General features: G+C 66.3%; 11 protein-coding genes. 9 read left to right on the plus strand and 2 right to left on the minus strand.

Annotated features, from left to right (window positions below):
* Nucleotides 1–12: 12 nt before the first annotated feature.
* Nucleotides 13–1,080, minus strand: a complete 1,068-nt coding sequence (locus tag ACOABP_RS27635; RefSeq protein ID WP_474228963.1) for a GlxA family transcriptional regulator — start codon at nt 1,078–1,080, stop codon at nt 13–15.
* A 110-nt stretch (nt 1,081–1,190) separates the two neighbouring features.
* Here ACOABP_RS27635 and ACOABP_RS27640 point away from each other — a divergent pair, with 110 nt between their 5' ends.
* Nucleotides 1,191–2,468 carry a M20/M25/M40 family metallo-hydrolase gene (locus ACOABP_RS27640; RefSeq protein ID WP_474228965.1) on the plus strand — a complete coding sequence of 426 codons (1,278 nt, stop codon included), beginning with the start codon at nt 1,191–1,193 and terminating at the stop codon, nt 2,466–2,468.
* Between the two features lie 106 nt (nt 2,469–2,574).
* Here the strand turns inward: ACOABP_RS27640 and ACOABP_RS27645 are convergent, their stop codons facing one another.
* Nucleotides 2,575–3,501 carry a LysR family transcriptional regulator gene (locus tag ACOABP_RS27645; protein WP_474228967.1) on the minus strand — a complete coding sequence of 309 codons (927 nt, stop codon included), beginning with the start codon at nt 3,499–3,501 and terminating at the stop codon, nt 2,575–2,577.
* A gap of 368 nt (nt 3,502–3,869) precedes the next feature.
* Here ACOABP_RS27645 and ACOABP_RS27650 point away from each other — a divergent pair, with 368 nt between their 5' ends.
* The 8 genes from ACOABP_RS27650 to ACOABP_RS27685 all read left to right on the plus strand — a co-directional run bounded on the left by ACOABP_RS27650 (nt 3,870) and on the right by ACOABP_RS27685 (nt 13,113).
* Entirely contained in the window at nt 3,870–4,745 is an 876-nt protein-coding gene (locus tag ACOABP_RS27650; RefSeq protein WP_474228969.1) for an alpha/beta hydrolase, read from the plus strand.
* Nucleotides 4,746–4,973: 228 nt separating this feature from the next.
* Nucleotides 4,974–6,212, plus strand: a complete 1,239-nt coding sequence (locus ACOABP_RS27655) for an efflux RND transporter periplasmic adaptor subunit (protein ID WP_474228971.1) — start codon at nt 4,974–4,976, stop codon at nt 6,210–6,212.
* Between the two features lie 106 nt (nt 6,213–6,318).
* Nucleotides 6,319–9,510, plus strand: a complete 3,192-nt coding sequence (locus ACOABP_RS27660; RefSeq protein ID WP_474228973.1) for an efflux RND transporter permease subunit — start codon at nt 6,319–6,321, stop codon at nt 9,508–9,510.
* Nucleotides 9,511–9,521: 11 nt separating this feature from the next.
* Nucleotides 9,522–11,006 (plus strand): efflux transporter outer membrane subunit, encoded by a 1,485-nt coding sequence (locus tag ACOABP_RS27665; RefSeq protein WP_474228975.1) that lies wholly within the window; start codon nt 9,522–9,524, stop codon nt 11,004–11,006.
* A gap of 137 nt (nt 11,007–11,143) precedes the next feature.
* A complete protein-coding gene (locus ACOABP_RS27670; protein ID WP_474228977.1) occupies nt 11,144–11,539 on the plus strand; it encodes a hypothetical protein in 396 nt (131 codons plus the stop codon).
* A 41-nt stretch (nt 11,540–11,580) separates the two neighbouring features.
* Nucleotides 11,581–12,042, plus strand: coding sequence for a DUF2127 domain-containing protein (locus ACOABP_RS27675; protein WP_474230580.1), 462 nt, complete (start codon nt 11,581–11,583; stop codon nt 12,040–12,042).
* Between the two features lie 117 nt (nt 12,043–12,159).
* Nucleotides 12,160–12,450, plus strand: a complete 291-nt coding sequence (locus ACOABP_RS27680) for an antibiotic biosynthesis monooxygenase family protein (RefSeq protein ID WP_101682234.1) — start codon at nt 12,160–12,162, stop codon at nt 12,448–12,450.
* Between the two features lie 24 nt (nt 12,451–12,474).
* A complete protein-coding gene (locus ACOABP_RS27685; protein ID WP_474228978.1) occupies nt 12,475–13,113 on the plus strand; it encodes a CDP-alcohol phosphatidyltransferase family protein in 639 nt (212 codons plus the stop codon).
* The last annotated feature ends 69 nt before the right edge of the window (nt 13,114–13,182 follow it).

Genomic DNA, 13,182 nt, shown 5'->3' on the forward strand with positions numbered 1-13,182 from the left:
AACCGCTGACACCTAGTCGACGGTGCCGGCGTCGACGCGCGCCGCCTGGTCTTCCACACGCCAGTAGCGGCGCCGCGTGCGCAACGCAAAGCGCGAGCGGTATTCCGACATCGACATCTGCATGGTGCGCTGGAACAGGCGCCGGAACGCGGCGGCGTCGCTGTAGCCGCAGGCCTCGGCAATCGCCTGCGTGCCGTGCAGCGTCACCTCCAGCAGCATGCGGGCGCGCTCCACGCGCAGCCGGTGCAGGTAATCCAATGGCGTGCGCCCCGTCACCTGGCGGAAATGGCGCAGCAGCGTCCGTTCGCTGACCGCGGCGGCCCGCGCCACGGCGGCCAGCCGGTATGGCTCGCCCACATGCGCCTGCAGCCAGCCGATGGCGCGATACACCGGGCTATCGGCGGTCTTGCCGAGCCACCGCTGCGATACAAGCTCCGGCACCCACTGCTGCCGTTCGGGCTGGTAGAGCAGCAGGCGGGCCACCGTCTGGGCCAGGTCGGGGTCATGCAGGTGGCCCAGCACGCGCAACATGAATTCGGTCTGCAGGGCAGGTGCCACGCAATGGAACACGCGCCCGTGCAGCCCCATGGGTTCGTCCGATGACAGGTCGCACGCCGGAAAGCGTTGCGCGAACCAGCTCTGGAACATCCACGGCGCGCCGCAACGCGCGCCATCAAGCAGCCCCAGCATCAGCGGGAACGCCATGCCGGTGTAGATCGACGCCACCCAGCCGCCGGCATCCGCATGGCGCGCCAGCAGGCGCTGCGTGGCGCTATCGGCGGCGGCCAGTTCGCCCAGGTGGGGCGCGCTGGCAGCCATCAGTCCCGGCACCACGATCAGGGTCTGCGCCTGGCGCGGCGCGCCCCGGCGCGACGTGGAAAGGCCTGGCAGCGGGTCGGGCAGGGCGCGTCCGTTGGCGCCGATGATCTCCCAGGTCAGGCCCGCCGGCGCACCCGGCTGCTGCAATTGCGCCACGCCGGCCGCCGTGCGCAGTACGTCGAGCGCGCCGAACAGCGTGCCGGGCATGGCGTCGGGCAACCAGAGCAGCTTGACGTGAAGGGGCGCGGCTGGCGGGGGCATGGGGTGGCGTGGCGGGATTGGCATCGGGAATGGCGATATTGATCCTCCCGTCCAGATAGCGCAAGCGCTACATTGGAGCTCCCAACGAGAACAGAGAACAGGAGACACGCATGCCGCTTTCCCTTCGCCGCCTTGCCCGTGCCACGGCCGGCGCCACCGCGATTGCCCTGGCCGCCGCAATGGCCTGCGCCGCCGCGCAGGCCGCCGGCCCCGACCAGGCACTGCTCGACGCAGCGCGCGGCGCGCAACCCGCCGTGGTGCAATCGCTCAAGGACATGGTGACGATCGAATCCGGCAGCGCCAATATGCAGGGGCTGACGCGCATGGCCGACTACACGTCGCAACGGCTGCAGGCCATGGGCGCGAAGGTGGAGCGGCTGTCGATGACCACCAGCGCCGCGCCGATGGTCAAGGCCACGCTGACCGGCACGGGCAAGCGCCGGATCATGCTGATCGGCCATATGGACACCGTGTATCCGGCCGGCATCCTGGCCTCGCAGCCGATCCGCGAGGATGGCAACCGGCTCTATGGGCCCGGCATTGCCGACGACAAGGGCGGGCTGGCGGTGATCCTGCATTCGCTTGAAATCCTCAAGGCGCAGGGCTGGAAGGACTACGCGCAGATCACGGTGCTGCTCAATCCGGACGAGGAAATCGGCTCGCTGGGATCGGGCGAGACCATTGCCACGCTGGCCGCGCAGCATGACGTGGTGCTGTCGTGCGAACCCAACGTGGCCAAGGCCGTGGCGAAGTCCGAATCGCTGCTGCTGGCTGCCGCCGGTACCGCCACGGCGACGATGCAGGTCACGGGCCGGTCTTCCCACGCTGGCGCGGCACCCGAACTGGGCCGCAACGCGCTGCTGGAACTGGCCTACCAGATGCAGGAGACGCGTGACCTTGCCAAGACCGTGCCGGGCGCGCAGATGAACTGGACGCAGGCGAAGACCACCGGCCCGCTGAACCAGATCCCCGAGTCGGCCAGCGCCGTGGGCGACGTGCGCGTGACCGCCAGCGGCGCTGCGCAGAAGCTGCAGACGGCCCTGCAGCACAAGGTCGACGCGGGCCATCTGATCCCCGATACCAGGACCACCATCGCAATGGAAGAAGGCCGCCCGGCCTATGTGGCCGACACGCGCTCGAAGGAACTGGCGGCGCGGGCCCAGCAGATCTACGCGGAGATGGACGGCCGGTCGCTGATCCTGATCCCGGGCACGGGCGGCGGCACCGACGCGGGTTTTGCCGGGCGTTCGGGCAAGGCGGTGGTGCTGGAGAGCTTCGGCCTGTCGGGCTTCGGCTACCACGCGCGCGACGAGTATGTGGAACTGGATTCCATCGTGCCGCGCCTGTACCTGATGACGCGGATGCTGCAGGAGATCGGGAAGAACTGAGGCAGGGGGAGTCTTGCAGGAAGGACCCTCTCCCGCGAACGGGAGAGGGGCAGGACATCGGCGGGCGATCAGGCCTTCAGCAGGCCTTCAGCAGGCCAGCAGCCCGTCAGGCCGCCAGCTGCTGCGGCGCCGCGCCGAAGTGCGGATGCCGCGAGAAGATCTCGGCGGCCCAGTTCACGAACACGCGCACCTTGGCCGACAAATGCCGGTTCTGCGGATACATCGCGGAAATCGGCAGTTCGTCGGTCTTCCAGTCGGCCATGACCTCCACGAGCCGGCCGCTGTGGATATACGGCTCGGCCATGGCACGCGAGATGCGTGCAATGCCATGGCCTTCGACCGCGCAACCCAGGTACACGTCGGCATCGTTGGTCGAGATGACCGATGGCAGCAGTACTTCGGTGCTCTCGCTGCCACGGCTAAGCGTCCACGGCGTTTCGCGCCCGGTGCGGTTCGACAGGAAGTTGATGGCCTTGTGCTGCGCCAGCTCGGTCAGGTCGTGCGGTGTGCCAAAACGCCGCAGGTAGATCGGCGACGCATAGAACGCCAGCTTCACCTGACCAATGCGCCGCGCGACCATGGCCTCGTCGAGCGCACCCACGCGCAGCACCACATCCACGCCTTCCTTGAGCAGGTCGATGGGCTTGCCGTTGATGGTCAGTTCCAGCTTCAGTTCGGGGTAGGCATTGAAGAAGTCGTGAAGTTGAGGCATCAATACAAGCTGCGCCAGACCGCTGGTGGTATCCACGGCCAGTGTGCCGCGCGGCGAGTTGTTGTGGCGCGTCAGCGACTGTTCCGCTTCCTCCACATCCGCCAGGATGCGTACGCAGCGTTCGTAGTAGGCAGCGCCGTCGGTGGTCACGCTGATACGACGCGTGGTCCGGTGCAGCAGCTTGACGCCAAGGTGGGTTTCCAGATTTTGTATCAGGCGGGTGAGCGTGGCCTTGGGCAGGTCCAGCGACTCCGCCGCGCGCGCAAAGCTGCCGACATCCACCACCCGAGTGAAGGCCTGCATTGAGACAAGACGATCCATGATGTTGCTTTCGAAAGGAGTAAGACCTGGGCTACGTTCCGAAGGATGTCTGGCGGGATCGGGTCCGCTGCATGTCAAGTGCGCGGCCTGGATTTGCTGCCGGCGGTCCGCCAGTGGCGGCCGGAGCGGGGACGGGTGGAGGGTTGGGGCGCCGGCGTTTGCGCTGTTTCCCCAAGTGCGCAGATGCCGAAGGACCGGAGTGAATCACATTTCAGGTATCCATTTCAAGCCATGTGGGTTCACTTCGATGATTATTCCAACGCAGAAACAGTGCATTGGCAATAGCTCGCTTTATCCCATCGTTGTCAATCACCATAATTCGCTGCATCGCAATACAGTATCGGCGGCCTTTGCCAGCCGTGCCAGCCATGACCAAGACCACGACTCCCCGTAGTTCCGCCGTGCAACCGGCCGCAGAACAGGGCGAGGCCATCGTGATCCAGCACGTGGTAGCCAGCGGCGAGCGTGAAATGAACGTCTGCGTGTGTTACCCCGCAGGTTATTGGCCCGTGAGCGCCGGTGCGCCATTGTTGCCATGGATGCTCTACCTGCATGCCGGTGGTTTTGTCGACGGTGGGGTGGAAGCCGCGAAGGAACTGGTGCGGGATCTGGCGGAGTCGGTCCCGGCCGTGGTGGTGACGCCCGATTATTCGCTGGCGCCCCAGAATCCCTTCCCGGCAGCGCCCGAGGATGCCGTCAACACGGTGTCGTGGGTGCTCAAGCAGGCCCGCAAGCTCAAGGTCGACAAGCTGCGCTTTGCGCTGGTGGGCGAGGAAGCTGGTGGCAACCTGGCGATCGCCACGGCGCAGATGCTGCGTGACCGCGGCCTGCCGCAGCCGGCTGGGCAGTGGCTGATCCGGCCCGTGACCGATCCGTGCCTGCAGCACGCGTCGTCCGCCGGGCAGGTGCCAATGGAGATGCTGCGCAAGCTCGCGTGCAACTATCGCGATTACCTGCCGACCCCGGCCGCCAGCGTGCACCCATATGCGGCGCCGGCGCTGGCATCGCGGCTGGCGGGACTGCCGCCGACGCTGGTGCAGGTGGCGGAAAAAGACGCCCTGCGCGCGGAAGGCGAAGCCTTCGCCGCGAAATTGTCCAAGGCCGGCATTCCGGCCAGGGCCCTGATCATGCCCGGCGCCTGTGGCGACGGGGTGGAACAGTCCCATGAGATGTGTCAGGCATGGGTCAAAGAAGGTGCGCGGTTCCTGCGCGAAAGTTTCGCCAAGGCCGACGACGCCTCGTAATCCGGTCCGAACGCCGGCCGGCACCGCGAATGCTGTAACGGTGCCGGATTCTCCCGCCAGCGCCCTTTGAGGCTGGCACCCCTGTAGTGGCTTGCTTCTGTCCGATCCGGGACGGAGGACCCCTTGTTGTTCCCGTTTTTCCGGCCCCCTGGGCTGGCGGGCAGCGTTCGGCCTGAATTTTTGCTTTTCCAGTTGAAGAAACCCGACGAAAACACGGAGTGAAGAAAGATGAATCACAAGTCTCGACGCACGCTGATCGCCTTTGCCATCGTGGCAATCCTTGGGGCGGGCGTGGCAACCTCGGTACTGCGACCCTGGCACGGCGGGGAAGCGCAGGCCAATACGCCGCCCCCGGCGCCGGCAGTGGAAGTCTCTGCGGCGGTGGGCCAGACCATCACCGAATGGGATGAATTTTCGGGCCGCATCGAGGCCGTGGACCGCGTGGAAATCCGTCCGCGCGTTTCCGGCACCATCGAAACGGTGCATTTCCGCGAGGGCTCGATCGTGAAGAAGGGCGATCCGCTGTTCACGATCGATCCGCGCCCGTACGCCGCCGAAGTGGCACGCGCCGAAGCGGCGCTGGCCGCGGCGCAGGTACGTGCCTCGCATGCACAGACCGAGAAGGCCCGTGCACAGCGCCTGCTGGACGACAACGCGATCTCGCGCCGCGAGTTCGACGAGCGCATCAACGCCGCCAGCGAGATGTCGGCGGATGTGCGCGGCGCGCAGGCGGCGCTGGAAGTGGCGAAGCTGAACCTGAGCTACACGCGTATCGTTGCACCGGTCTCGGGCAAGGTGTCGCGTGCGGAAATCACCGTGGGCAACCTGGTGGCCGCGGGCGCCGCTTCGCCGCCGCTGACTTCGGTGGTGTCGGTCTCGCCGGTGTACGCCAGCTTCGATGTCGACGAGCAGAGCTACCTGCGCTACACGGCGCCGGGCGCCAGCGGCGGCAAGAACGACCTGCCGGTGTTCCTGGGCCTGGCCAACGAGGACGGCAACCCGCACAAGGGCAAGATCCACTCGATCGACAACCGGCTGGATACGCGCAGCGGCACCATCCGCGTGCGTGCCGTGTTCGACAACGAGGACGGCCGCCTGCTGCCGGGTCTCTACGCCAAGGTCAAGCTGGGTGGCGGCTCGCCGCACCCCGCCGTGCTGGTCAACGACCGTGCCATCGGTACCGACCAGGGCAAGAAGTTCGTGCTCGTGGTCGACAAGGCCAACAAGCTCGAGTATCGCGAAGTCGAGCCTGGGCCGACGTACGAAGGGCTGCGCGTGATCCGCAAGGGGCTGCAACCGGGCGAGAACATCGTCGTGAACGGCCTGATGCGCGTGCGCCCCGGCGACACCGTGGCACCGAAGGCCGTCGCCATGGCCTATCGCAGCGAGCTTGAGCCGCGCGGCAACACCCCCGACCGCAAGCAGGCCGCGGAAGAGGGCAAGGCCGACAAGGCCAAGGTGAGCTGAGCGCCCCCGCCCCAAGCACACCGAACTGAAATTTCCCCCCTGAAGTTGTAGATGGCGTCCGCTCCACGAGCGGACGGCCAGGGGGACTGCTTTCGCCGAGACCAAGATGAATCTCTCGAAATTCTTTATCGATCGCCCGATTTTCGCGGGCGTGCTGTCGGTGCTGATCTTCCTGATCGGCGCCATCTCGATGTTCAAGTTACCGATCTCGGAGTACCCGGAAGTGGTACCGCCGTCGGTGGTGGTGCGCGCGCAGTTCCCGGGCGCCAACCCGAAGGTGATTGCCGAGACCGTGGCCACGCCGCTGGAAGAACAGATCAACGGCGTCGAGGACATGCTCTACATGAACTCGCAGGCCAACAGCGACGGCAACCTGACGCTGACGGTGACCTTCAAGCTGGGCACCGACCCGGACAAGGCCCAGCAGCTGGTGCAGAACCGTGTCTCGCAGGCCGAGCCGCGGCTGCCGGAGGACGTGCGCCGGCTGGGCATCACCACGGTCAAGAGCTCGCCTGACCTGACCATGGTGGTCCACCTGGTGTCGCCGAACAACCGTTACGACATGACGTACCTGCGCAACTACGCGCTGATCAACGTGAAGGACCGCCTGGCGCGGATCCAGGGCGTGGGCCAGGTGCAGATGTTCGGCTCGGGCGACTACTCGATGCGTGTCTGGGTGAACCCGGAGAAGATCGCCGAGCGCGGCCTGGCCGCGTCCGACGTGGTGCGGGCCATCCGCGAGCAGAACGTGCAGGTGGCGGCCGGCGTGATCGGCCAGTCGCCCTCGCTGCCGGGCACCGACCTGCAGCTGTCGGTGAATGCGCAGGGCCGTCTGCAGACCGTGGAGGAGTTTGGCGACATCATCGTCAAGACTTCGCCCGATGGCGTGGTGACGTACCTGAAGGACATTGCGCGCATCGAACTGGGCGCATCGGAATACGCGCTGCGCTCGCTGCTGGACAACAAGTCCGCCGTGGCGCTGCCGATCTTCCAGTCGCCGGGCTCCAACGCGATCCAGATCTCGAACGATGTGCGCAAGACCATGGCCGAGCTGAAGGCCAACATGCCGGAAGGCGTGGACTACAGCATCGTCTATGACCCCACGCAGTTCGTGCGCCACTCGATCGAGGCCGTGGTCCACACGCTGTTCGAGGCCATCGCGCTGGTGGTGCTGGTGGTGATCCTGTTCCTGCAGACGTGGCGCGCTTCGATCATCCCGCTGCTGGCCGTGCCGGTGTCGATCGTCGGTACGTTCGGCCTGATGCATGCGTTCGGCTTCTCGATCAATGCGCTGAGCCTGTTCGGCCTGGTGCTGGCGATCGGTATCGTGGTGGACGATGCGATCGTGGTCGTGGAAAACGTCGAGCGGAACATCGAGGAAGGGTTGTCCCCGAAGGAAGCCACGTACAAGGCCATGCGCGAAGTGTCCGGCCCGATCATCGCCATCGCGCTGACGCTGATCGCCGTGTTCGTGCCGCTGGCGTTCATGACGGGCCTGACCGGCCAGTTCTACAAGCAGTTCGCACTGACGATCTCGATCTCGACGATCATCTCGGCGTTCAACTCGCTGACGCTGTCGCCGGCCCTGTCCGCGCTGCTGCTCAAGGGCCACGACGCGCCCAAGGACTGGCTGACGCGCGGCATGGACCGTGTCTTCGGCGGCTTCTTCGCCCGCTTCAACCGCTTCTTCGGCCGCAGCTCGGACAGCTATGGCCGTGGCGTGAAGGGTGTGATCCGGCGCAAGGGCTCGGTGTTCGGCGTCTATGCCGTGATGCTGGTGGCAACGTGGGGCGTGTTCCAGATGGTGCCGAAGGGCTTTGTGCCGGCCCAGGACAAGCAGTACCTGGTGAGCTTTGCCAAGCTGCCTGACGGCGCCACGCTGGACCGTACCGAGGACGTGATCCGCCGTATGTCGGACATCGCGCTCAAGCATCCGGGCGTGGAATCGGCCGTGGCCTTCCCGGGCCTGTCGATCAACGGCTTTACCAACAGCCCGAGCGCCGGCATCGTGTTCGTCACGCTGGATCCGTTCGACAAGCGCAAGAGCAAGGAGCTGTCGGGCAATGCGATTGCCGCCGACCTGAACAAGCAGTACGGGTCGATCCAGGATGCGTTCATCGCCGTGTTCCCGCCGCCGCCGGTACAGGGCCTGGGAACGATCGGCGGGTTCAAGATGATGATCGAGGACCGTGCCGCGCTGGGTTACGACGAACTGTTCAGCGCCACCAATGCGTTCATGACCAAGGCCCGCGCCACGCCCGAGCTGGCTGGCATCTTCAGCAACTACCAGGTGAACGTGCCGCAGCTGGACGTGCAGCTTGACCGTACCAAGGCCAAGCAGCTGGGCGTGCCCGTGACCGACGTGTTCGAGACGCTGCAGACCTATCTTGGCTCGTCGTACGTGAACGACTTCAACAAGTTCGGTCGTACGTACCAGGTCAAGGTGCAGGCCGATGCGCAGTTCCGCCAGCATGCCGAGGACATCCTGCAGCTGAAGGCGCGCAGCAGCTCTGGCGAAATGGTGCCGCTGTCGTCGCTGGTGAAGGTCAAGCAGGGCTTCGGCCCGGATAGCGTGACGCGCTACAACGGCTTCACCGGCGCCGACATGAACGGTGGTCCGGCCCCGGGCTTCTCGTCGGGCCAGGCCCAGGCTGCTGCCGAACGCATTGCTGCCGAAACGCTGCCCAAGGGCATCGGCTTCGAATGGACCGAGCTGACCTACCAGGACATCCTGGCTGGTAACGCGGGTGTGTGGATCTTCCCGCTGTGCGTGCTGCTGGTGTTCCTGGTGCTGGCTGCCCAGTACGAAAGCCTGACGCTGCCGCTGGCGGTGATCCTGATCGTGCCGATGAGCCTGCTGGCCGCCATGACCGGTGTCTGGCTGACGCGTGGCGACAACAACATCTTCACGCAGATCGGTTTCATCGTGCTGGTGGGGCTGTCCGCGAAGAACGCGATCCTGATCGTGGAGTTCGCCCGCGAACTGGAGCACCAGGGCCGTACGGTGGTGCAGGCCGCGATCGAGGCCAGCCGCCTGCGTCTGCGCCCGATCCTGATGACGTCGTTCGCGTTCATCATGGGTGTGGTCCCGCTGGTGATCTCGACCGGCGCCGGCGCGGAAATGCGCCATGCCATGGGCGTGGCCGTGTTCGCGGGGATGCTGGGCGTGACGTTCTTCGGCCTGTTCCTGACGCCGGTGTTCTACGTGGCACTGCGTCTGCTGGCGACGCGCAAGCAGCGTCGTGAAGCGGTTGCGACGGATGTGTCGGCTTCGCACGCCGTGCCGTCCGCAGAGTGATGGTGAAAGACATGAACAACATCGTGATGAAGCAGTACCTGCCCCGACTTGGCGCCCTGGCTGCCGCGCTGGTGCTGGCGGGCTGCTCGCTGGCACCGACCTACAAGGTGCCCGAGACGCCCACCGCCGCCACGTTCAAGGAAGCCGACGCCGCGGCCACGGAGGGCGCGCAATGGAAGACCGCTGCGCCGGCCGAAGGCCAGCAGCGCGGCGACTGGTGGAAGGTGTTCGGCGATGCCGAGCTTGACCGCCTGATCGACGCCGCCAACGCGCACAACCAGGACCTGGCCGCTGCGGCGGCCCGCCTGAAGCAGGCGCGGGCATTCACTGGCGCCACCGAGGCGGACATGTATCCGCAGTTGAGCGCGGGCTTCGATCCCACGCGCACGCAGTCGTCGGCCGCATCGCAGGGCCTGCCCGACGGCACGCGCGTGGCGCCGCAGACCGTGTACAAGGCACGCCTGTTTGCGAACTACGAGCTGGACCTGTTCGGCCGCGTGGCGAGCAGCGTGAATGCGGCCCGTGCCGAAGAGAAGGGCGCCGAGGACCTGTACCGCTCGGTGCAGCTTGCGCTGCAGGCCGATACGGCACAGGCCTACTTTGCACTGCGTACGCTGGACAGCGACCGCGAACTGCTGAACGCGACGATCAAGTTGCGCGAGGATTCGCTGTCGCTGCTGCGCAAGCGCTACGAAGCGGGCGAGACCACCGACCTGGACCCGGCCCGTGCCGAATCGGAACTGGGTACGGCGCGTGCCGACCTGGCGGGCATCGAACGCCGCCGCGCCAACCAGGAGCACGCGCTGGCGGTGCTGACTGGCGTGGCGCCGTCGCAGTTCGGGCTGGCCGCCCGACCGTTTGATACGGCGCCGGTGGCGGTGCCGGCGGGGCTGCCGTCGGAACTGCTGGAGCGCCGGCCCGATATCGCGGCGGCGGAACGCCAGATGGCGGCCGCCAACTCGCGGATCGGCATCGCCCGCGCAGCGTTTTTCCCGCGTATCTCGCTGACGGCGCTGTTCGGCTTCGAATCGTCGGACCTGTCGAACCTGTTCAAGTGGTCGTCGCGCACGTGGATGCTCGGGCCGCTTGTCGGCACGACGGTGGCGCAGACCATCTTCGATGGCGGCCGCAACAGCTCGAACCTGGCCGGCGCCCGCGCCGCCCACGAGGAAAGCGTGGCGCGTTACCAGCAGACCGTGCTGGTGGCCTTCCGCGAGGTAGAGGACAGCCTGGCCGATGTGCGCTGGCTCAGCCAGCAGGCCACGGCACTCGATGGCGCGCTGGCTGGCGCCAGGCGGGCCCAGCGCATTTCGCGCAGCCGCTACGACGCCGGCGCGGTGGACTACCTGACCGTGATCGACGCGGACCGTACGGTGCTGCAGTCGCAGCGCGATGCCAACGCCGTGGCCGGCCTGCGCGCGGCGGCGACGGTGTCGCTGGTGCGCAGCCTGGGCGGCGGCTGGGGTCCGTTGCCGGAGGCGGTGGCGCAGAACTGATCGCCGTCGATATGGGTACCCCGCTCCCATGAAATGGGAGCGGGGTAAACACAATCGGTCACAAACATGGCTGGCGCGATGTATCCGGGTCACTACACTGGATACATCGCGCCAGTTTTGTTTTGGGGAGGGCCGATATGCGCATCCTTAGCCGGATAGTCGGGGCGGCCATCATGCTCGGCACCTTGCTGCCTCTGGCCGGTGCCGCGCAGTCCGTCACCGGTTCCATCGCCGTGGGCGGCTCCGCCCGGGTGAAAGGGCCGGCCACGGTGAACGGCACCCTGAGCGTGGACGGTCATGTCTACGCCAACGGGCCGCTGACTGCGGCATGGTTCGCGTCACCGGGCGGCGGCTATCCGCCCCCGCCGGAGCGCTCGCTGCTCAAGGTCTTCCATGGACCGCTGACCGTGCAGGGATCGATGGTGGTGCACGGCGATCTCTACGTCGATGGTCCGCTCACGGTTAACGGGCCGCTTGAAGCGGGCGGCGGTATCGACGCCAACGGGCCGATGGTGGAGCGACACGCACGCTGATGTTGCACAATGGCGACTTCGCCGACTTCAACGATTTCGCCATGGCGCACGTCAGCCAAGCAGTGGGTCTCAAGAGCATCGCCCTGTTCGAAGCCGCCAAGGGGGCGCTGGTGATCCTGGCCGGGCTGGGCCTGGTGGCCTTGCTGCACGCCGACGCCCAGGCCCTGGCCGAAGCCATTGTCGGCCGCTTCCACCTGAATCCGGCCAGCCACTATCCCAAGGTGTTCCTGGCCCTGCTGTCCAACCCCAGCGACGGCCGCCTGTGGGCCATCGGCGGGTCGGCGGCCGTGTACGCGCTGATGCGCTTTGCGGAGGCCTACGGGCTCTGGCACGGGCGTGCCTGGGGCAACTGGCTTGGCGTCTGGTCGGGCGGGATCTACATTCCGGTGGAGTTGTACGAGGCCGTACGGCATCCGACCTGGATCCATATCGGGCTGGCGGCGGCCAATGCGCTGGTGGTGGTCTATCTGGTGCAAAGCCTGGCGCGCCACACGGTCAAGTAAGCCGGGCGGCGCAAATCTGCTAAGGTAGAACGCGATGCCGCGCGCCTGCCGTGCGGCCGCCCTTGCCACGCGGGGCTGTCAGACAGCCACCGATATCAACCGCCCTAGAGACCCATCATGATTCACGAAATTGCACAGATCACGATCAAGCCCGGCATGGAAGCCCAGTTCGAAGCCAACGTGGCCAAGGCCAAGCCGCTGTTCCTGCGGTCGAAGGGCTGCCACGGCCTGAACCTGCAGCGCTCGATCGAACAGCCGTCTCAGTACGCCCTGGTGGTGGCCTGGGAGACCGTGGAAGACCATATGGTCCACTTCCGTGAGTCGGACGAATTCCAGGAATGGCGCAACCTGGTCAGCGACTGCTTTGCCGCGCCGCCGGCCGTGCATCACGTCAATACCGTGCTTTGACCGGTTACTGAAGGAGCCTGCCGCATGTCCACCCCTCAGCAGCGCCCCCGGCATTTCTCGATGCTGCGCGACCTGCAGCTGGCGGATTTCTTCACGCTGGCGAACGCGGCGTGCGGCATGGGCTCGGTGTTCTACGCGATGTATTTCGTCGCCGACCCGTCGCTCAGGCATTTCTATATCGCGGCGGCGCTGGCGCCGGCCGCGTTCATCTTCGATGTGCTGGACGGACGCATCGCACGCTGGCGCCACGCCCATTCGGCGCTGGGCCGCGAACTCGATTCGCTGTCGGACATCATCTCGTTCGGCGTCGGTCCTGCCACGCTGGCCTTTGCGGCCGGCATGCGCGGCGGCTGGGACCTGGCCGCGCTGATCTACTTTGTCTGCTGCGGCGTCAGCCGCCTGGCGCGCTTCAATGTCACGGCCGAAACGCTGGCCGAGGGATCGGCCCAGGGCAAGGTGAAGTACTTCGAGGGCACGCCCATTCCCACCAGCGTGGTGCTCACCGGCATCCTGGCCTGGTGCGCTTCGCACGGCCTGATTGGCGATGCCCTGCCGGCCGGCGCGCTTGAGCTTGGCCCAGGCACGTTCCACCCGATGTCGCTGCTGTTCGTGCTGAGCGGCTCGCTGATGATCAGCAAGACGCTGCGAATTCCGAAGTTCTGAGCGCGTTTTTCGCGTCGAAATCTTTTAGATCGGCTGCGAAGACTTTGAATCGACGCCTTGAGGCGGCTG

The sequence above is a fragment of the Cupriavidus sp. HE11 genome (assembly GCF_056097175.1).

What these genes read in the sequence shown, in the direction of transcription:
- ACOABP_RS27640 (WP_474228965.1), top strand. Translation starts at nt 1,191, where the DNA reads ATGCCGCTTTCCCTTCGCCGCCTTGCCCGTGCCACGGCCGGCGCCACC.
- ACOABP_RS27635 (WP_474228963.1), bottom strand. Translation starts at nt 1,080, where the DNA reads ATGCCCCCGCCAGCCGCGCCCCTTCACGTCAAGCTGCTCTGGTTGCCC.
- ACOABP_RS27680 (WP_101682234.1), top strand. Translation starts at nt 12,160, where the DNA reads ATGATTCACGAAATTGCACAGATCACGATCAAGCCCGGCATGGAAGCC.
- ACOABP_RS27665 (WP_474228975.1), top strand. Translation starts at nt 9,522, where the DNA reads ATGAACAACATCGTGATGAAGCAGTACCTGCCCCGACTTGGCGCCCTG.
- ACOABP_RS27675 (WP_474230580.1), top strand. Translation starts at nt 11,581, where the DNA reads ATGGCGCACGTCAGCCAAGCAGTGGGTCTCAAGAGCATCGCCCTGTTC.
- ACOABP_RS27645 (WP_474228967.1), bottom strand. Translation starts at nt 3,501, where the DNA reads ATGGATCGTCTTGTCTCAATGCAGGCCTTCACTCGGGTGGTGGATGTC.
- ACOABP_RS27660 (WP_474228973.1), top strand. Translation starts at nt 6,319, where the DNA reads ATGAATCTCTCGAAATTCTTTATCGATCGCCCGATTTTCGCGGGCGTG.
- ACOABP_RS27655 (WP_474228971.1), top strand. Translation starts at nt 4,974, where the DNA reads ATGAATCACAAGTCTCGACGCACGCTGATCGCCTTTGCCATCGTGGCA.
- ACOABP_RS27685 (WP_474228978.1), top strand. Translation starts at nt 12,475, where the DNA reads ATGTCCACCCCTCAGCAGCGCCCCCGGCATTTCTCGATGCTGCGCGAC.
- ACOABP_RS27670 (WP_474228977.1), top strand. Translation starts at nt 11,144, where the DNA reads ATGCGCATCCTTAGCCGGATAGTCGGGGCGGCCATCATGCTCGGCACC.
- ACOABP_RS27650 (WP_474228969.1), top strand. Translation starts at nt 3,870, where the DNA reads ATGACCAAGACCACGACTCCCCGTAGTTCCGCCGTGCAACCGGCCGCA.